At 63.7% G+C, this 18,899-nt stretch carries 13 protein-coding genes and 1 riboswitch; of the genes, 3 read left to right on the plus strand and 10 right to left on the minus strand.

What is annotated here, in order from left to right; genetic code table 11:
- Positions 1-88 precede the first annotated feature (88 nt).
- Positions 89-1,528, minus strand: coding sequence for an adenosylhomocysteinase (ahcY, locus tag PSV26_RS11155; RefSeq protein WP_300570626.1), 1,440 nt, complete (start codon positions 1,526-1,528; stop codon positions 89-91).
- 103 nt (positions 1,529-1,631) lie between these two features.
- Positions 1,632-1,706, minus strand: a riboswitch (S-adenosyl-L-homocysteine riboswitch).
- 76 nt (positions 1,707-1,782) lie between these two features.
- Here ahcY and PSV26_RS11160 point away from each other — a divergent pair.
- Positions 1,783-2,610, plus strand: coding sequence for an HAD family hydrolase (locus PSV26_RS11160; RefSeq protein ID WP_300570629.1), 828 nt, complete (start codon positions 1,783-1,785; stop codon positions 2,608-2,610).
- 6 nt (positions 2,611-2,616) lie between these two features.
- On the opposite strand, the gene PSV26_RS11165 is transcribed toward PSV26_RS11160, so the two are convergent.
- Both PSV26_RS11165 and uvrA read right to left on the minus strand, forming a co-directional pair.
- Positions 2,617-3,459: a DUF4399 domain-containing protein gene (locus PSV26_RS11165; protein WP_300512280.1), complete on the minus strand. Its 843-nt coding sequence runs from the start codon at positions 3,457-3,459 to the stop codon at positions 2,617-2,619.
- A 120-nt stretch (positions 3,460-3,579) separates the two neighbouring features.
- On the minus strand, positions 3,580-9,456 hold the full coding sequence (gene uvrA / locus PSV26_RS11170; RefSeq protein ID WP_300570632.1) for an excinuclease ABC subunit UvrA: 5,877 nt from the start codon (positions 9,454-9,456) through the stop codon (positions 3,580-3,582).
- A 179-nt stretch (positions 9,457-9,635) separates the two neighbouring features.
- On the opposite strand from uvrA, the gene PSV26_RS11175 reads away from it, so the two are divergent.
- Positions 9,636-10,748 (plus strand): ABC transporter substrate-binding protein, encoded by a 1,113-nt coding sequence (locus PSV26_RS11175; protein ID WP_300570635.1) that lies wholly within the window; start codon positions 9,636-9,638, stop codon positions 10,746-10,748.
- A gap of 15 nt (positions 10,749-10,763) precedes the next feature.
- Here PSV26_RS11175 and PSV26_RS11180 read toward each other — a convergent pair whose 3' ends face one another.
- Positions 10,764-11,231, minus strand: a complete 468-nt coding sequence (locus PSV26_RS11180) for a hypothetical protein (RefSeq protein ID WP_300512283.1) — start codon at positions 11,229-11,231, stop codon at positions 10,764-10,766.
- Between the two features lie 110 nt (positions 11,232-11,341).
- On the opposite strand from PSV26_RS11180, the gene PSV26_RS11185 reads away from it, so the two are divergent.
- A complete protein-coding gene (locus PSV26_RS11185; RefSeq protein WP_300512451.1) occupies positions 11,342-11,560 on the plus strand; it encodes a hypothetical protein in 219 nt (72 codons plus the stop codon).
- Here PSV26_RS11185 and PSV26_RS11190 read toward each other — a convergent pair.
- The 6 genes from PSV26_RS11190 to PSV26_RS11215 form a co-directional block, all read right to left on the minus strand.
- Positions 11,545-13,203 carry an MFS transporter gene (locus PSV26_RS11190; protein ID WP_300512285.1) on the minus strand — a complete coding sequence of 553 codons (1,659 nt, stop codon included), beginning with the start codon at positions 13,201-13,203 and terminating at the stop codon, positions 11,545-11,547. The two genes, PSV26_RS11185 and PSV26_RS11190, sit on opposite strands and share 16 nt — an antisense overlap.
- A 180-nt stretch (positions 13,204-13,383) precedes the next feature.
- Entirely contained in the window at positions 13,384-14,025 is a 642-nt protein-coding gene (locus tag PSV26_RS11195) for a 2-hydroxychromene-2-carboxylate isomerase (protein WP_300570639.1), read from the minus strand.
- A 48-nt stretch (positions 14,026-14,073) separates the two neighbouring features.
- Positions 14,074-14,829, minus strand: coding sequence for a YbaK/EbsC family protein (locus PSV26_RS11200; protein ID WP_300570642.1), 756 nt, complete (start codon positions 14,827-14,829; stop codon positions 14,074-14,076).
- A 36-nt stretch (positions 14,830-14,865) separates the two neighbouring features.
- The gene (locus tag PSV26_RS11205) at positions 14,866-15,774 is read right to left on the minus strand and encodes a hydroxymethylglutaryl-CoA lyase (protein WP_300570645.1); all 909 of its coding nucleotides are present in this window, start codon (positions 15,772-15,774) and stop codon (positions 14,866-14,868) included.
- Positions 15,775-15,778: 4 nt separating this feature from the next.
- Positions 15,779-16,708 carry a glyoxylate/hydroxypyruvate reductase A gene (locus PSV26_RS11210; RefSeq protein ID WP_300570648.1) on the minus strand — a complete coding sequence of 310 codons (930 nt, stop codon included), beginning with the start codon at positions 16,706-16,708 and terminating at the stop codon, positions 15,779-15,781.
- 141 nt (positions 16,709-16,849) lie between these two features.
- On the minus strand, positions 16,850-18,841 hold the full coding sequence (locus PSV26_RS11215; protein ID WP_300570651.1) for an acetyl/propionyl/methylcrotonyl-CoA carboxylase subunit alpha: 1,992 nt from the start codon (positions 18,839-18,841) through the stop codon (positions 16,850-16,852).
- Between the last annotated feature and the right edge of the window lie 58 nt (positions 18,842-18,899).

An 18,899-nucleotide genomic window follows, 5' to 3' on the forward strand; every position in this document is an offset into this window, starting at 1 on the left:
CGTCGGGCAACCGGAGTGCACTTCAGGTGCATGAGGATTGCCCGATCGGGACCCGCAACGACGCATCACGGCCGCGAAGTAGCGCAGCTCAATAGCGATAGGTATTGGCTTTGTAGGGGCCAGCCTTCGACACACCAATGTAGGCCGCCTGCTCATCGCTGAGTTCGGTCAGCATCGCGCCGACCTTCTTCAGGTGCAGACGGGCGACTTTTTCGTCGAGGTGTTTCGGCAGCACATAGACCTTGCCCACTTCGTAGTCGGCCTGTTTGGTGAACAGCTCGATCTGCGCAATCGTCTGGTTGGCAAAGCTGGACGACATCACAAAACTCGGGTGGCCGGTGCCGCAGCCGAGGTTCACCAGGCGGCCCTTGGCCAGCAGGATGATGCGTTTGCCGTCCGGGAAGATCACGTGATCGACTTGCGGCTTGATCTCTTCCCAGGTGCATTTTTCCAGGGCAGCAACGTCGATCTCGTTGTCGAAGTGGCCGATGTTGCAGACGATGGCCTGGTCTTTCATGGCCGCCATGTGGTCGTAGGTGATCACGTTCTTGTTGCCGGTGGCGGACACGAAGATGTCGGCCTTGTCGGCAGCGTATTCCATGGTCACGACCTTGTAGCCTTCCATCGCGGCCTGCAGGGCGTTGATCGGGTCGATCTCGGTGACCCAGACTTGGGCGGACAGGGCGCGCAGAGCCTGGGCCGAACCCTTGCCCACGTCGCCGTAACCGGCCACACAGGCGACCTTGCCGGCAATCATCACGTCGGTGGCGCGCTTGATCGCGTCGACCAGGGATTCGCGGCAGCCGTAGAGGTTGTCGAACTTGGACTTGGTCACCGAGTCGTTGACGTTGATGGCGCGCAGGGCCAGCGTGCCCTTGACCGACATCTCGTTCAGGCGCAACACGCCGGTGGTGGTTTCCTCGGTCACGCCGATGATGTTGGGCAGGCGACGGCTGTACCAGGTCGGGTCGATCGCGAGCTTGGCCTTGATCGCGTTGAACAGGCAGATTTCTTCTTCGCTGGTCGGCTTGGAGATCAAGCTGGCGTCTTTCTCGGCCTTGGTGCCCAGGTGCATCAGCAGCGTTGCATCGCCGCCGTCGTCCAGGATCATGTTAGGGCCTTCTTCAGGCGTGCCCTTGGCGCCGCTGAACTCGAAGATGCGGTGGGTGTAGTCCCAGTAGTCGGCCAGGGTCTCGCCCTTGATCGCGAACACCGGCGTGCCGGCTTCGGCAATCGCGGCGGCGGCGTGGTCCTGCGTGGAGAAGATGTTGCACGAAGCCCAGCGTACGTCGGCGCCCAGGGCCTGCAGCGTCTCGATCAGCACGCCGGTCTGGATGGTCATGTGCAGCGAGCCGGTGATGCGTGCGCCCTTGAGCGGCTGGGCTTTGGCAAATTCCTCGCGGATGGCCATCAAGCCGGGCATTTCGGTCTCGGCAATTTTCAGTTCCTTGCGGCCCCAGGCGGCAAGCGAAATGTCGGCAATCACGTAGTCAGGAGCGGTCTGGGCGGGTTTCAATACGGCGTTCATGGGAGTATCTCCAAGATCAAAGTTCCAGTTAGGCAAAATAGCCACAGCCACAAGGCGCAAGTCGGCGGGGGAGTTGTTGGATCTCACCCGGCTTGAGAGCACATGCGGGTGAGCGTGGTTGCAAATGAAAGTCCTGAGCCTAGACCACATGTCGTGGGTTGCAACGCTCCTCAGGAACCCGCTATTGTAGCCAACCCCGGCGGCGGAGGCAAAGTCCCGGCATCGCGCTGCGGTACTCGTGCGAAAATTTCACCATGCAAGAACTGAGCAACTGGCCGGCCGCCGAGCGCCGCGCCATCACCGGGGTTTTCACCGACATCGACGACACCCTGACCACCGAAGGCGCGATCACGCCCGATGCGCTGCGGGCACTGGCGGACCTGAAGGCCGCCGGCCTGCATGTGATTCCCATCACCGGCCGCCCGGTGGGCTGGAGCAAACCTTTTGCACTCGCCTGGCCGGTGGATGCCATCGTTGCGGAAAACGGTGCGGTGGCTCTGCTTCCAAGTCAAATCGGGCTGCAGCCCTTGTCTGAAGGGCGTGAGCAGCTATCAAAAAGATACCAGCAGGACGAAGCAACACGGCTCGCCAACCATGCCCGCATGTTGCAGGTGGCGGCCCGCGTGACGCGCGAGGTGCCAGGCGCGGTGGTCTCGCAGGACAGCCCGGGGCGCGAAACCGACATCGCGATCGACCACAGCGAATTTGTGCATTTGCCGCCCGCCGCAATCGCGCAGGCGGTGCAGATCATGCAGAGCGAAGGCATGAACGCGACGGTAAGTTCCATCCACATCAACGGCTGGTTTGGCGCGCACAACAAGCTGGAGGGCGCGCGCTGGATAGCCCGCGAGCTGTTCGGCCGCGACCTTGACGCGGAAATGGCGAACTGGGTTTATGTCGGCGACTCGACCAATGACCAGCTGATGTTCGAGGCCTTCCCGCACTCGGTGGGCGTGGCCAACATCCGCCGCTTTGAAGCCGAGCTGAGCCACAAACCGCGCTACATCACCCAGGGCGAACGGGGAGCCGGTTTTGCCGAAGTGGCGGCGGCGCTGCTAGCCGCGCGCGACGTCCCGGCCTGAGCGGGACTATCGCGCAGCGACCGACAGCGCCGATGGCTTCGCCGCGCTGAGCACCTTGCCATCTGCCGCATTGCTGACCATTTCCAGCCGCACGGTGTAGTCGCCCGCGGGTGGGTTGAGCCAGGTTTCTGTCTGTCCGCCGGTGAAGTTGAGCACCTCCGGCTTGCGCCCGGCACGCTCCATGGTCAGCCTGAAATGCCCGGTGTCCGCGACTTTGGAGGCGGCGTGCGACACGTTGTAGCCGCTGGCATGGAACTGGACCCGGAACGGGCCCTTGACGGTTTCACGGTCAGCCGGACTGAGCAGTTCCACTCTTGGCGGCCCCTGCACTGCCGCCGCTGTCACAGCCTTGTTCTGCTTGGTGACGGTCAGATGAAGTGGCTTGCTGTACACAAAATAGGGGATGTGTCCCTGGTCAGCCAGCAGCAGGCGGAACTGGTACTTGCCGGGCGGCAGGTTGACAGGCATTTCCATCTGCCCCTTGCCGAAGTGGATGTACTGGTCGGTGAAAGGCAGCGGTTTCTTGAAGTCGAGCGGCAAATCCTGGTTCACCAGCAAATGGTGGTGGCCGGCGCGCCCGGCGGTCTTGCCCGCGGGCACCAGCCCGCGCATGGACAGGCCAAACCGCGCGACAAATGGCGCTTCATAGGTGCCGCCATCCTGCAAATTGGTGAAGTAAGTTTCAGCGCCGCGCGGCGACGGCACCTCCCAGGGATGAAACGCGACGTCAGCCTCGTCGGTTGCCGATGCAGGGGTCTGCGCGGCAACCGGCATGGCGATGGCGAGCAGCAAGGCAGAGAGCGCAAAACCGGGCATCCAGCGGTCCAGGAAGGTCAAGGTCATGGTCATGGTGTGTTGGCGTTCGATTGAAACAAAAAGTAATAATATTACTGAGTAGTAATTTTATGACCTCATCATTCTTTCTTCCCATCAACAAGCCATATCCCGTCGGTTCTGCAGGGCTTTCCTCTAACGAGCCAGTACCGGTGCAAGCGCCTTCCCGGTTGCCGTGCCCAGCCTGACGACCTGCTCCGGCGTCGTGGCCGCGACCACCTCGCCACCCGCGTTGCCGCCGTCCGGGCCCAGGTCGATCACCCAGTCGGCTTCGGCGATCACGTCGAGGTCGTGTTCGATCACCACCACGCTGTGCCCACCATTGACCAGCCGGTGCAACACATGGATCAGTTTCTCCACATCGGCCATGTGCAGGCCCACGGTCGGTTCATCCAGCACGTACAGCGTGTGCGGCGCCTTCTGGCCGCGCCGCGTGATGTCGTCGCGCACCCGGGACAACTCGGTCACCAGCTTGATACGCTGCGCCTCGCCACCGGACAGCGTTGGCGACGGTTGTCCCAGCGTCAGGTAACCCAGGCCCACGTCTTTCAGCAGTTGCAGGGGGTGGGCGATGGCCGGCATGGAGGCAAAAAATGTCACGGCTTCATCGACCTCCATGGTCAGCACGTCGCCGATGTTTTTGCCGCGCCAGGTCACGGCCTGGGTTTCGGGGTTGAAACGGGCGCCGTGGCAGGTCTCGCAGAGCACCTTCACGTCGGGCAGAAAACTCATGCCGATGGTGCGCACGCCGGCACCTTCGCAGGTCGGGCAGCGGCCTTCGCCGGTGTTGAAACTGAAACGCCCGGCGCCGTAACCGCGCGCCCTGGCTTCCAGCGTGTCGGCGAACAGCTTGCGCACCGTGTCCCAGAAGCCGATGTAGGTGGCCGGGCAGGAGCGCGGCGTCTTGCCGATCGGCGTCTGGTCAACTTCCAGCACGCGGTCCACCGAGGCATACCCCTCGATGGCTTCGCAGCCGGTCCAGGCGGGGTGTTTGCCGGCATCGTCGGCTTCACGTCCGGCGCGGGTCGAACGTAGCGCCACGCCGGCCTGCACATTGGCCAGCAACACATCACGCGCCAAGGTCGATTTGCCCGAACCCGAGACCCCGGTCACCGCCACCAGCCGGTACAGCGGGACCTTGACCGAGACATTCTTGAGGTTGTGCAGGTCGGCCCCGACCACGGTGAGCCAGGAAGTGAAAGGACTGGCTGCCGCCGGTGCGGCATTGTGCAGCGCGCTGGCGCTGGCCGCCGCGGCTTTCAGCGCCTTGGCCTTCAGCGTCGCGGCCTTCTGCTTGCTGACCGGTTTGGCGCCGGCAGCGACGGGCAGGGCCAACACCTCGGCGGGTGCAGCGCCGCTGCGCGTCTCGCGCCGTGTCTGCAGCGGGTGAATCAGCGGATTGGCCAGGTAACGCCCGGTCAGCGAATCCGGCAAGGTCGCCAGGTGCGCCGCCGTGCCTTGGCCCACGAGCTGTCCGCCGCGCTTGCCGGCGCCGGGCCCGATGTCGATGATGTTGTCAGCGCGGCGAATCGTGTCTTCGTCATGCTCCACCACCACCAGGGTGTTGCCGCGTTGGCTGAGTTTGCCCAAAGCGCGCAGCAAGATCTGGTTGTCGCGCGGGTGCAGGCCAATCGTCGGCTCGTCCAGCACATAACAGACGCCCTGCAGGTTGGAACCCAGCTGCGCGGCCAGCCGGATACGCTGGGCCTCGCCACCTGACAGCGTGGGGGCGCCGCGGTCCAGCGTCAGATAACCCAGGCCCACGTCTTCGAGGAATTCGAGCCGGCTCTTGATCTCGGGGATCAGGTCGCGGGCAATGCCGGCTTCGCGGCCAAGCAGGGCCAGCTTGTCGACCCAGGCGCGCACATCCGTGACCGACAGCGCGGCGATGTCGGCAATGCCCACGCCCGCAAACTTCACCGCGCGCGCCTGCGCATTCAGCCGCGAGCCGGCGCAGGTCGGGCAGACGGCGTCGAGCACCTCATCCACATCCGCTTCGACAAAACTCTGCTCGCGGCCCTTGTTGTCATCGTCCCGCACCGAATCGTCAAAGACCTTGCGTTGCTCCCTGGTCAACCTGACGCCGGTGCCGACGCAGTCCGGACACCAGCCGTGTTTGCTGTTGTAGCTGAACAGGCGCGGGTCCAGCTCCGGATACGAGGTGGCGCAGACCGGGCAGGCCCGCTTGGTGGACGAAGCCTGCAGCGTGCCGATCTGCCGGGTCGATGTGCCGGCCATCATCGCGCCGCGCAGTCCGTCCAGCGGCGCCAGCACATGCACCACGCCCTTGCCGTGCTCCAGCGCCGTGGCCAGCGCCTGACGCAAGGCGGCCTCGTTGGCGGGAGTCACGTGGATGTCGGCAATCGGCAGCTCCACCGTGTGTTCCTTGAAGCGGTCGATGCGCGGAAAACCGGTGGTCGGCAGAAATTCGCCGTCCACGCGCAAATGGGTGTAGCCGCGCGGCCGCGCCCAGTCGGCGAGTTCGGTGTAGACGCCCTTGCGGTTGATCACCAGCGGCGCCAGCAGCCCGATGTGCTGGCCGCGGTGTGCCTTGAGGAGTTGCGCGGCAATACTTTCGGCGCTTTGCGGCATCACCGCCGCACCGTCTTTGGTGCAGTGCTGGATGCCGAGCTTCACGTAGAGCAGGCGCAGGAAGTGCCACACCTCGGTGGTCGTGCCCACGGTGGACTTGCGCCCGCCGCGAGACAGCCGCTGCTCGATCGCCACGGTAGGCGGAATGCCATAGACCGCATCGACCTCGGGCCGGCCCGCCGGTTGCACGATGCTGCGCGCGTAGGCGTTGAGCGACTCCAGGTAACGCCGCTGGCCCTCGTTGAACAAAATGTCGAACGCCAGCGTGGACTTGCCGGAGCCCGACACGCCGGTGACCACATTGAACTGGCCGCGCGGAATGTCCACCGACAGGCTCTTGAGGTTGTGTTCCCTGGCATTGACGATCTGGATCAGATTGGAAAACGCCGGTTTTGTCGTCCAGGCCTTGGCGCGGGCTTCTTCGACGCCATGGACCTTGCCCATGGCCGCTTCGTACTCACGCAGCGCCAGCGCGGTGTGCGACGTCGGGTGCTGGCGCACCTCCTCGGGCGTGCCCTGAGCCACCAGCAGGCCGCCGGCCTCGCCGCCCTCGGGACCGAGGTCGATCAGCCAGTCGGCCGAGCGGATCACGTCGAGGTTGTGCTCGATGATGATCAGCGAATGGCCCACGTCCAGCAGCTTGCGCAGCGCACGCATGAGTTTGGCAATGTCGTCGAAGTGCAGGCCGGTGGTCGGCTCGTCGAACAGGAAGAGTGTGCCGCGGTTGATGTTCTTCAGCGCCAGAGGTTGCCGGCTGACGCTCGCCGTTTTCGACGCGCCAGCCAGGAAACCGGCCAGCTTGAGGCGCTGCGCCTCGCCGCCCGACAGTGTCGGCACTGGCTGGCCCAGTTTCACGTATTCCAGGCCCACATCGACAATCGGCTGCAGCGCGCGTATCACCTCGCGATCCTGCGCAAACAGCGCGCAGGCTTCGCTGACCGTCAGGTCCAGCACATCGGACACATTCATCAGGCGTGCGCGCACGTCGCCAATCGCCTGGCGTTCAATCGTCACTTCCAGGATCTCGGCCCGGTAACGCTTGCCGTCGCAATCGGGGCAGCGCAAATAGACGTCGCTCAGGAACTGCATCTCCACATGTTCAAACCCCGAGCCGCCGCAGGTCGGACAACGCCCGTCGCCGTTGTTGAAGCTGAACTTGGAGGCGGTGTAGCTGCGCTGCCGCGCCAGCGGCGCCTGCGCAAACAGTTCGCGCACCGCGTCCCAGGCGCCAACATAACTGGCGGGGTTGGAACGCGCGGTCTTGCCGATGGGCGACTGGTCGACAAACACCACATCGGTCAGGTAGTCGGCGCCCATCAGCCGGTCGTGTTGGCCGGGCGTTTCCGTCGCCTTGCCGAACTGGCGCAGCAGCGCCGGCGCCAGGATGTCCTGCATCAAGGTCGATTTGCCCGAGCCGCTGACGCCGGTCACGCAGACAAGGCGCTGCAGCGGGAATTCCACCGTGAGGTTTTTCAGGTTGTGGTCGCGTGCACCCTCCAGAATCAGGCGCGGCGTGGCATCTAGCACCGGCCGCTTGAAACCCATGCCGACCTGCTTGCGCGAACCGAGGTAGGCGCCGGTCAGGGTGTCAGCGTGTTTGAGGTCTTCCGGCGTGCCGTCGAACACGATCTGGCCGCCCTTCTCGCCCGGACCGGGCCCCATGTCGATCATGCGGTCGGCCGCCATCATCACGGCCGGGTCATGCTCGACCACCACCAGCGTGTTGCCGGCATCGCGCAGACGGTGCATGGCCTGGGTGATGCGGTTCATGTCGCGCGGGTGCAGGCCAATCGACGGCTCGTCCAGCACAAACAGGGTGTTGACCAGCGAGGTGCCCAGCGCCGTCGTCAGGTTGATGCGCTGCACCTCGCCGCCCGACAGGGTGCGGCTTTGCCGGTCCAGCGTCAGGTAACCGATGCCCACATCACTGAGGTATTTGAGCCGGGTGTGGATTTCCTCGAACAGCGATTTGAGCGCCTTGAACTCGGCATCGGGTGCGCTGCCGTCCTGCAGCGCGGCCGGGGCCAGCCCGTTGAAAAATTCCCGCAACCGGTCGATCGGCAACTGCATCAGGTCATGCAGGCTCAGGCCGGGCAGGGCCTCGAGCTGCGCGCGGGTCCAGTCCACACCGACCGGCATGAAACGTTTGGCCGGCGGCAGCGCCGCATCGGCATCCGCCCTGGAGCCCAGGCGCCAGAGCAGCGCCTCGAGCTTCAGCCGTGCGCCGCCGCAGGTTTCGCAGGGCGTGTAGCTTCGGTACTTGGACAGCAGCACCCGGATGTGCATCTTGTAGGCCTTGCTTTCCAGGTAGGCAAAAAAGCGCTTGATGCCGAACCAGTGCTGGTTCCACTTCCCGTTCCAGTTCGGCGAGCCGTTGATGACCCAGGCCTGCTGCTCGGGCGTGAGTTTGTACCAGGGCGTGTCACGTGGAATGCCGGCCGTCTCCGCGTGACGCATCAGGTCGTCCTGGGCTTCTTTCCAGGCCGGCGTCTGCAGGGTCTTGATGGCGCCCGAGCGCAGCGTCAGCTTGTCGTTCGGAATCACCAGGCCATAGTCGACACCGATCACGCGGCCGAAACCGCGGCAGGTCTCGCAGGCGCCCATGGCCGAGTTGAAGGAGAACAGCGAAGGGGTCGGCTCGCTGTAGCGCAGGTCACTGTCGGGGCAATGCAGGCCGGTGGAAAACCGCCACATCTGCTCGGCGCCGCCTTCCTCTGCCGCTTGAACATACACATTGAGGCGGCCGCCGCGTTTGAGTGCCAGCTCGATGGCTTCCACCACACGCGACTTTTCAGCGGCATGCAGCCTGAACCGGTCAGCCACCACATCCAGCAGTTTGTGCGGACCGGCGGGCGTCGCCACGTCGCGTTCTGCATGCACACGCGTGAAACCGCTGGCCGACAGCCACTGCGACACTTCCTCGGCGCTGGTATTGCCGGGCAGTTCCACCGGGAAAGTCATCACCACCCTGGGGTCACCTGCTGCCGTGCGCCCCATCAGTTCCGCATAAATCGACTCCGGCGTGTCGTGGCGCACCGCCTGCGCGGTCTTTTTGTCGAATAGCTGCGCCGCGCGCGCATACAAAAGTTTTAAATGATCGTTGAGTTCGGTCATCGTGCCCACGGTGGAGCGCGAACTGCGCACCGGGTTGGTCTGGTCGATGGCAATCGCCGGTGGCACCCCTTCCACCTTGTCCACCGCCGGTTTGTCCATGCGGTCCAGGAACTGCCGTGCATAGGCCGAAAAAGTTTCCACATAACGGCGCTGGCCTTCGGCAAACAGCGTGTCAAACACCAGCGAGGACTTGCCGGACCCGCTGGGCCCGGTGACCACCGTCATTTCCCCCGTGCGGATATCCAGATCAATGTTTTTGAGGTTGTGCTGTCGCGCGCCGCGAATGCGGATGGTTCCCTGGGTCATGGGTGGGGGCTTTCCTTGTAAGTCGAACATTCTAGGCAGCGCCCGCGCGAATCGGCAGCGTAGGGTTATGCCGCCCGCCGGCCCAGTGCGACCGCCCGTCTTCTGGTTATCCCGCCCGTAGTTTCCACACGGAATCATCACCTCGACAGCGTAAACTCGGTCGCCCAAGGAGATATGACATGACAAAGCTGAATTTCTGGTGCGCCGCCCTTTTGCTCGCGGCCGTGAGCCACGCCAGCCAGGCACAAATCCTGATCGGGCAAACCGCAGGCTTTACCGGCCCCGTGGGTGCTGGCGTGAAGGAAACCACCGAAGGTGCCAAACTTTATATTGATGCCGTCAACGCCAAGGGGGGTGTCAACGGACAGAAGATCGAACTCATCTCGCTCGACGACAAGTTCGATCCCAAGCTGGCCGGCGAAAACGCCCGCAAGCTGATTGAAGAAAACAATGTCCTGGCGCTGTTCCTGACCCGTGGCACGCCGCACACGGAAGCCATGCTTCCCCTGCTCGACAAATACGGCGTACCGCTGATCGGCCCGTCCACCGGCGCGATGGTGCTGCACCAGCCAGTCAAGAAACATGTGTTCAACGTGCGCGCTACCTACCAGCGTGAAGCCGAAAAAGCGGTCAGCCACCTGAACTCGATGGGCATCACGCGCATCGGCGTGGTTTATGCCGACGACAGCTTCGGCGCCGACGGCGTGGCGGGGGCGCAAAAAGGCTTCGCTGCCGCCAAACTGCAGCCGGCGCTGCTGGAAAAATTCAACCGCGGCAAGCCCGACTTCGGGCCTATCGTGCCCAAGCTTGTCCAGTCCAATGCGCAGGCCATCATCATGGTGGCGTCCGGCCAGGCGGTGGTCGACGGCATGAAGGCTTTTCGCGCTGCCGGCTCGGCCGCGCAGATCGTGACACTGTCCAACAATGCATCGAGCGGCTTCATCAAAAGCCTGGGCGACAATGCGCGCGGCGTGATCGTGACCCAGGTCTTTCCTTATGAACGCTCCATCGCCTACGGCATGGTCAAGGAAGCCCAGGAGATGGCCAAGGCCAAGGGGGCGGGCGATATCAGTCCGGCCATGCTCGAAGGCTTTGCGGCTGCCAAGGTTCTTGTCGAAGGCTTGCGACGCGCCGGCGCCAAGCCCACGCGCGAAAAAATCCAGACCGCCCTCGAAGGAATACGCAAGTTCGATATCGGCGGGCTGGAAGTGAACTACTCCACCGAGGACCACACCGGACTCGATTTCGCCGATCTGTCCATCATCGGCACAGACGGGAAATTCAGGCGCTAGAAGCTCCCTGGGCCCTCAGCCCTTGAGGGCCTGTTCCAGCTCACGGCACTTGCCGGCCCCGACGGTTTCCCTGATTTTGGGAAGCAACGCGACGAGGGCCTCGACATCTGCCGCAGCTTCGACGGCCAGGTTCAACCTGAACCCCCTGAGCCCCAGCGCACCCGTCAACTGCGCTGCGAGTGGGTAGGCCTTCTTGTAGCGGTCATTGCCGGCATCGCTGGCCTCCTGGCGGGTCACGAGGGCGGCCGCATGCGCGGTCGCTGCTGCGGCCTCTTCGACTGACTGCTGGCTGGGCGCGAGAAAACCCAGCTCCACAAGCTGGACCAGCTCCGTCGATGTGACACCCAGGCCTGCGGTCGCCTCCAGCACCTGCGGGAGGGACCGTTTGCCGTCAAACAGGATGAAGGCCGAGCGCTGTCTCGGCGTGAGCAAGGACCGGTCTTTGAAGGCCTGCTGCCCGGCCTCGGTCTTGGCATAAATCATGGCGCTGCTCCGGTGCGGAGGGCGGGCTACCGTGCAGGGGCGGATGCAGCAGATGCGGCGGCTGAAGCCGCCGATGCCGGCGGCGGGGCTTCCTGCGCGGCCTCGGAGCCATGCTTTTCGCCTCCCATGTCAATGTCTCCGCCCCTGCTCAGGATGAAGATGGCCAGCCCGGCAAAGGCCACGAAGGCGAGTGCGATTTTCCACATGTCATTTCTCCAGAAAAAACCCCCGGCGATGCGGGGGGTTTTAAAAAACTTGTTCAGTGGTTCTGCCCGGTCACCGGACAGAACCTCAAGGCTGTTGTTACCGGGGATCAGTCGTCAGCGTAGATATCGACGTCCTTGGTTTCCTTGATGAACAAGGTGCCAATCACGACGGTCATGCCGGCAATGATGATTGGATACCACAAGCCGTTGTACATGTTGCCGGTCTGCGCCACGATGGCGAAGGCCGTGGTGGGCAGCAAGCCGCCAAACCAGCCGTTGCCAATGTGGTACGGCAGACTCATGGAGGTATAGCGGATGCGCGTGGGGAACAGTTCCACCAGCATGGCAGCGATCGGGCCATAAACCATGGTCACCAGCAACACCAGGTAAGTCAGGATGGCGATCACCATGAACTTGTCCACCTTGGCCGGATCGGCCTTGGTCGGGTAACCGGCAGCCTTCAGGTCGTCGGCAACCAGCTTCTTGAAAGCCGCGTCCTTTTTCTTGGCTTCGTCCGCCGGCAGGCCTTTGGAGGAATAGCTGGAGATGACCGTTTCGCCAATCTTGATGGTGGCGGGTACGCCAGCGGTACCAGGTGCGTTCTCATAACTTACCGATGCCCCGGCGAGGACCTGCTTGGCGATGTCGCAGGAGCTGGTGAACTTCGCCGTGCCGGTCGGGTTGAACTGGAACGAACATTCGCTGGCGTCAGCGGTCACCACGACCTTGTTCTTGGCCTGCGCGGCAGCAAGCTCAGGGTTGGCGGCCTTGGTCAGCGCGGTGAACACCGGGAAGTAGGTCAGCGCAGCCAGCAGGCAGCCGGCCATGATGATGGGCTTGCGGCCGATCTTGTCCGACAGCGTGCCGAAAACGACGAAGAAAGGCGTACCGATCAGCAGCGAAACAGCGACAAAAATGTTGGCCGTGGCGCCGTCCACCTTGAGCGATTGCGTCAGGAAAAACAGCGCATAGAACTGGCCCGAATACCAGACCACCGCCTGGCCGGCGGTCAGACCGATCAGCGCCAGGATGACGATCTTCAGGTTTTTCCACTGGCCGAAAGATTCCGACAGGGGTGCCTTGGAGGTCTTGCCCTCGGCCTTCATTTTGGTGAAGGCCGGCGACTCGTTCATGCTCAGGCGAATCCAGACGGAAACACCCAGCAGCAGGATGGACACCAGGAAAGGAACGCGCCAGCCCCAGTCGGCAAAGGTCGCCTCGCCGAGCAATGTACGCGTGCCGAGAATCACCATCAACGACAGGAACAGGCCCAGCGTGGCCGTGGTCTGGATCCACGAGGTATAGGCGCCGCGCTTGCCGTGCGGCGAGTGTTCCGCCACATACACGGCGGCACCGCCGTATTCACCGCCAAGCGCCAGGCCCTGCAGCATGCGCAACGCAATCAGGATCACGGGCGCCGCGACGCCGATGGTTGCGTAGTTGGGCAGAAGGCCGACGATGAAGGTCGACAGGCCCATGATCAGGATAGTGATCAGAAAGGTGTATTTGCGACCAATCATGTCGCCGAGACGCCCGAACACCAGCGCGCCGAATGGACGCACGATGAAACCGGCAGCAAACGCGAGCAGGGCAAAAATGAAGGCCGATCCCTCATCGAGTCCGCTGAAGAACTGCTTGGCAATGATGGCTGCCAGTGAACCGTAGAGGTAAAAGTCATACCACTCGAAAACAGTACCGAGTGACGAAGCGAAGATGACTTTCTTCTCCTCGGCGCTCATCGGCCTGGGGGCGGCTGCAGTTGCCATGATGTTGTCTCCAATGATTGAATGCCCCCGACATGAGGGTTGTGGAGATTATTTTTGGAGACACTGACCCTGCTCTGACGCGAAACCAACAGGAGCTTGCGCCAAACTTATCGACGACTGACAAGTCAAGGGAAAACCCCCGGGCGAATTTTCGGTATGCGGAGAATGCCGGGTAGCCGGCTATTTCGGGCGCAGGACACCCGTCGCAAGCTGACTGGCCGAGTCCCAGTCCGGGCCGTCAAACCAGGCATCACCGAGCAGCCAGGCACGCAGCATGGGCAGCGCATCGAGCCCCCAGAACAGCTTGCCATCGACCGCCAGCGTGGGCACGCCGAAAACGCCCTGCGCGATGGCCTCGTCGCTGTGCGCCTGCAACTGGGCCTTCACGTCTGCGCCATCGAGGGCACGTTGCGGCGCCAGTGAGGCCGCCAGTGCAGCGAGCCGCTGCGGATCGGCCGCCTCCAGGCCGGTCTGCCACACATGGCGGAACAGGGTTTCGCAGACATACCGGTTGGGCGTGCCGTGTGCATCGCAGGCCACGGCCAGACGCAGCAAGCCCAGCGGATTGAACGGGTGACTGGCAGGCAGTTGCAGCTTGATGCCGTGCTGGTGGGCCAGCCACAACACCTGGCGGTAAGTCCACTCGCGCTTGCCGGGGATTTCTGCGGGGCCGAGCTGGCCGTGGTGTTTAAGCAGGCCGGCAAACAGCAGCGGCTTGTAGGTCACGCTGTAGCTGAGCCCCTTCAGGGCCTCCGGCAGCTTCTCGAAAGCCAGCCAGGCATAGGGCGAGATGAAGTCGAGGTAGAAGGTGATGTGTTTCATGGCACGCTCGCCGGGATGGAGGTGTGGAGGTGTGGAGGACGGGATCCGTCAGGCCTGCAGCGCGGCCATGCGCTGCTCGATCAGGGTCCAGACCGCGCGCTTGCCAGCATCCGTCGCCCCGCTCCAGCCGGCAATTTCGTCGCGGGTGCGAAAGCAACCCTCACACCAGCCGCTGACCGCATCCATGCGGCACACCGAAATGCACGGCGAGGGAAGGTTTTCGGTCTCCGCCCTTATTTCACGGGCGCGGGCAGCTACCAAAAAGATAGCGCGTTGCTGCGCCACATGTTCCTGCACCGGATCCACCGCCACGTCGGCTACAGGCGCGCCGGTGAGGGCGACGAGCTCTTGCGGACTGAGTTTGAACACGCCATGCGGGTGGCCGGCCGCCGCCCAGACCTCTTCAAAACGAAACAGGCTCTGGTCGATCAGCGTGACCGGCGGCGTCACATGCGCCAGCGGCGACACGCCGCCTATGGAAAAGCCGGTACGGGTCTTGACAAACTCGGCATCCGCGCGGCCCAGCCGTTTGCCGTCGGGGCAGACCAGGGCTTCAATCTTGCGCTCGTCGACCCGCTGGTCGCCAGCGGTGATGACCAGCACCGCCGCGTCATCGGACTTGCGGCGAAAGATGATGCTTTTGGCAATCTGGCCCAGCGCAATGCCCAGGGCATCGGCCGCCTGCTGCGCGGTGCGCGCCGCGCCGTCCAGCATCACCGGCGAATGCGGGTGCCCCTTTGCCTGGAGTTCAGCGGCAACGCGCTGTACACCTTCAGGCAGCACCTTCAATTCGGAACCACACATGTCAAGAGCCCCCCGCTCGCTCAACACGGGAGCGCATCAGCCGGTCCTCTTGTTCAGCAGCGCGGTGGCCGCACGCGAATTGGGTTTGCGCTCCAGATAGTCGCTGATGAACTTGCCGGCATCAATCAGCTTGTCGAGGTCGATGCCGGTGTCTATGCCCATGCCCTGCAGCATGTACACCACGTCTTCGGTCGCCACATTGCCGGTTGCTCCCTTGGCATACGGGCAGCCGCCCAGGCCGGCCGACGAGGTGTCGTAGTTCCAGATGCCCATTTCCAGGCAGATCAGCGTGTTGCCCAGCGCCTGGCCGTAGGTGTCGTGGAAATGGCCCGACACGTCGTTGATGTCGTAGTGCCGCAGCGTCGCTTCCATGGCACGCTGAACCTTGAGCGGCGTGCCCACGCCAATCGTGTCGGCCACACCCATATGCTGCACACCGATGCCTTTGAGCAAACGCGCGACCATCTCAACGCGCTCTGGCGCCACTTCGCCCTCGTAAGGGCAGCCTACCGCGCAGGAGATGGCGCCACGCACGCGAATGCCCTGCGACAGGGCGGCTTCTGTGACCGGGCGGAAGCGTTCAATACTTTCCTCAATCGAGCAGTTGATGTTGCGCTGGCTGAAAGCCTCGCTGGCTGCGGCAAACACGACGATCTCATCGGGTTTGGATAACACGGCGGCCTCGAAACCCTTCATGTTGGGCGTCAGCACCGAATAACGCACGCCGGGCTTGCGCGTGATGCCGGCCATGACCTCGGCAGCGTCGGCCATTTGCGGCACCCACTTGGGCGACACAAAACTGGTAACTTCAATTTCAGTGAGGCCGGCGTCCTGCAGGCGGTGCACCAGCTCGATCTTGACGGCGGCAGGCACATGCGCTTTTTCGTTCTGCAGGCCGTCGCGCGGACCGACATCGACAATTTTGACTTTGGATGGAAGGTTCATGGGGTCAGTATCCTTTTTTTGGGTCAACCACACCGGCAAGGCTGGAAATCGGCTGCCCCGCCTGAAGCGCCGCGATCTTGCCTGCAATCTGCGCAATGCTTTCCTCGCGCAGGGTACGCGCCGAAGTGTGCGGTGTGACGGTGATGAGGGGGTGTTTCCAGAAGGGATGGGCGGCGGGGAGCGGTTCGGTGCGAAAGACGTCCAGCGTCGCGCCGGCCAGATGACCGCTGTCGAGCAGCGCGATCAGGTCCTCGTCCACCAGGTGCGTGCCGCGCGCCACATTAACCACATACCCGCCGGGTCGCAGCCTGGACAGGGTCTGCCGGTTCATGATGTCCTGCGTGTCGGGAGTCAGCGGCAGCAGGCACACCAGCACACGCGTGCCCGACAGGAAATCATCCAGCCCGGCCTGCCCTGAAAAACACTGCACGCCCGTAATCGTTTTTGCAGACCGGCTCCAGCCGAGCACCGGGTAGTCAAACTGCGCCAGCGCCCGGGCCACGCGTTCGCCGAGCACGCCCAGGCCCATGACGCCAACCGGAAAGTCCTTGCGCAGCCGTGGCTTGCGGTAGGACCAGGTGCCCTGTTTCACATCGGCCTCGTAGCCGTCGAACTCGCGGAAATGCCGGATCACCGCATGGCATACGTACTCGGCCATCTGCACCGACATGCCGGCATCGTCCAGCCGCACCACGGCCGTCTGGAACGGCAGGCGCAGCTTCATCAGCGCATCCACGCCGGCCCCGATGTTGAACAGGGCCTTGAGCCGGGGCTGCTCATCCAGAAACTGCTGGGGCGGCGTCCAGACCACCGCATAGTCCGCCGGCGGGGCGCCCGGCGCCCACTGTTCAACGTGATCGGCCGGAAAGGCGGCGCGCAAACCGGCCAGCCAGGGCTCGGACTTGGTGTCGGTACAACAAAAGGAAATTCTCATGCCCTGATTGTGCCGTGGCGGAACGCTGTGTCGGCAGCAGGCGCGGGGGCCATGAACGAAGCGCCGGGCCGCCCCAAGCGAAGTTCAGCCCCCTCGGGCGGCAGCGAAGTACACGCAGTGACAAGCGTGGGGGCCATCACTCTAGGCCACCATCTTGAGCAGTTCCGCACCCTCGGTGACCTGGTCGCCGGGGGCGTACAACACCTCCTGCACCACCCCATCGGCCGGTGCGGCAATGGTGTGCTCCATCTTCATGGCTTCCATCACCGCCAGCGCCTGGCCCTTGCTCACCTTGTCGCCCGCCTTCACCGCAAACGACACCACCTTGCCCGGCATGGGTGCGGTCAGGCGCCCGGCTTCGCCATGGGCCTCGCCGGCGTGCGCGAGCTGGTCGATCACCATGATCTGCGTGGCGCCCTGCCGGGCGAACACGTGCACCGTTTCCCCGCGTCGGTAGATGTGGGCGCTGAGGCGTTGCTCGCCAAAACGAATGTCCACCGCGCCGCCGTTGCCGGCAAACACCAGCACCTCGTCCACATTGCCGACGGCCAGGCGCAGCGCACCGTCGTGCAGATAGGTCAGCGCGGCATGCGCCGGCTCGCCATGAAATTCGAACTCGAAACGCCGCAGCGCCACCCCGTGCGAGCGCCAGCCGTCACGCTTGCTGAATGGGTCGGCCGTTTCCTGCGCTTTCTCTTCCAGCAGGCTCAGGGCCACGGCAGCGGCGGCCGTCAGGGGCAGGCCGAGTTTTTCCTGCTTGAACAGCACTGCCTCTTCGCGCGGGATCAGCGCCGTGTCCAGATCGGCCCGGGCAAACGAGCGGCTTTGCACCACATGGCGCAAAAACTGCACATTGGTGCTCAAGCCCACGATGTGCAATTGCGCCAGCGCCTCGTCCAGACGCGCCAACGCCTGCTCGCGGTTGTCCCCGTGCACGATGAGCTTGGCGATCATCGAGTCGTAATACGGCGAGATCGCATCCCCTTCGCGCACGCCGGCATCCACCCGCACCAGGCCACGCTCGAAGGAGACCGAGGGCGGCAGGCCGTACACATGCAGTGTGCCGGTGGCCGGCAAAAAGTTGTTGTCCGGGCTTTCGGCGCAGATACGCGCCTCGATCGCATGGCCGTGGATGCGCAGCTGGTCCTGCGCCAGCGGCAGCTTCTCACCCGAAGCCACGCGCAGTTGCCACTCCACCAGGTCCAGCCCGGTGATGGCTTCTGTCACCGGATGTTCCACCTGCAGGCGGGTGTTCATTTCCATGAAGAAGAAGTTCATCGTGCCGTCCTGGCGCTGCTCCACGATGAACTCCACCGTCCCGGCGCCGACGTAGCTGACCGCCCTCGCCGCAGCCACTGCAGCCTCGCCCATCTGTTTTCGCATCGCCACTGTCATGCCGGGCGCCGGTGCTTCTTCCAGCACCTTCTGGTGACGACGCTGCACCGAGCAGTCACGCTCGAACAGGTAGACGTAGTTGCCGTGGGTGTCGCCAAACACCTGGATCTCGATATGGCGCGGGCGCTGCGCGTATTTTTCCACCAGCACCGCGTCGTCACCAAAACTGCTGATGGCTTCGCGCTTGCAGGAGGCCAGCGCGGCCTGGAAGTCTTCCGACTTTTCGACAGCGCGCATGCCCTTGCCGCCGCCCCCTGCGCTGGCCTTGATCAGCACCGGGTAACCGATGCTGTCGGCTTCGCGCTGGAGCAGCGCCGGATCCTGGTCGCTGCCGTGGTAGCCGGGCACCAACGGCACACCGGCCTTTTCCATCAGCTGTTTGGACTCGGCTTTCAGGCCCATGGCCTTGATGGCCGAAGCCGGCGGGCCGATGAAGACCAGCCCCGCATCACCGCAGGCCTGGGCGAATTCCTCGTTCTCACTCAGGAAGCCATAACCGGGGTGAATCGCCTCGGCACCGGTGGCTTTCGCCGCAGCGATGATCTTTTCCCAGCGCAGGTAGCTGTCCTTGGGTGCGCTGCCACCGATGTGGACGGCTTCGTCGCACGCGCTGACATGTTTGGCGCCAGCGTCGGCGTCCGAATACACGGCCACGGTCTGGATGGCCATACGACGTGCTGTTGCCGCAACACGGCAGGCGATTTCACCGCGGTTGGCGATCAGTATTTTCTTAAACATGGTGGGTTCCCGCGGTGAAATCGCCTGCGCACGCTTCGCGTGCCAGGCAATGTAGCTT

Source organism: Polaromonas sp. (genome assembly GCF_029945685.1).
Lineage (GTDB): Bacteria > Pseudomonadota > Gammaproteobacteria > Burkholderiales > Burkholderiaceae_C > Polaromonas.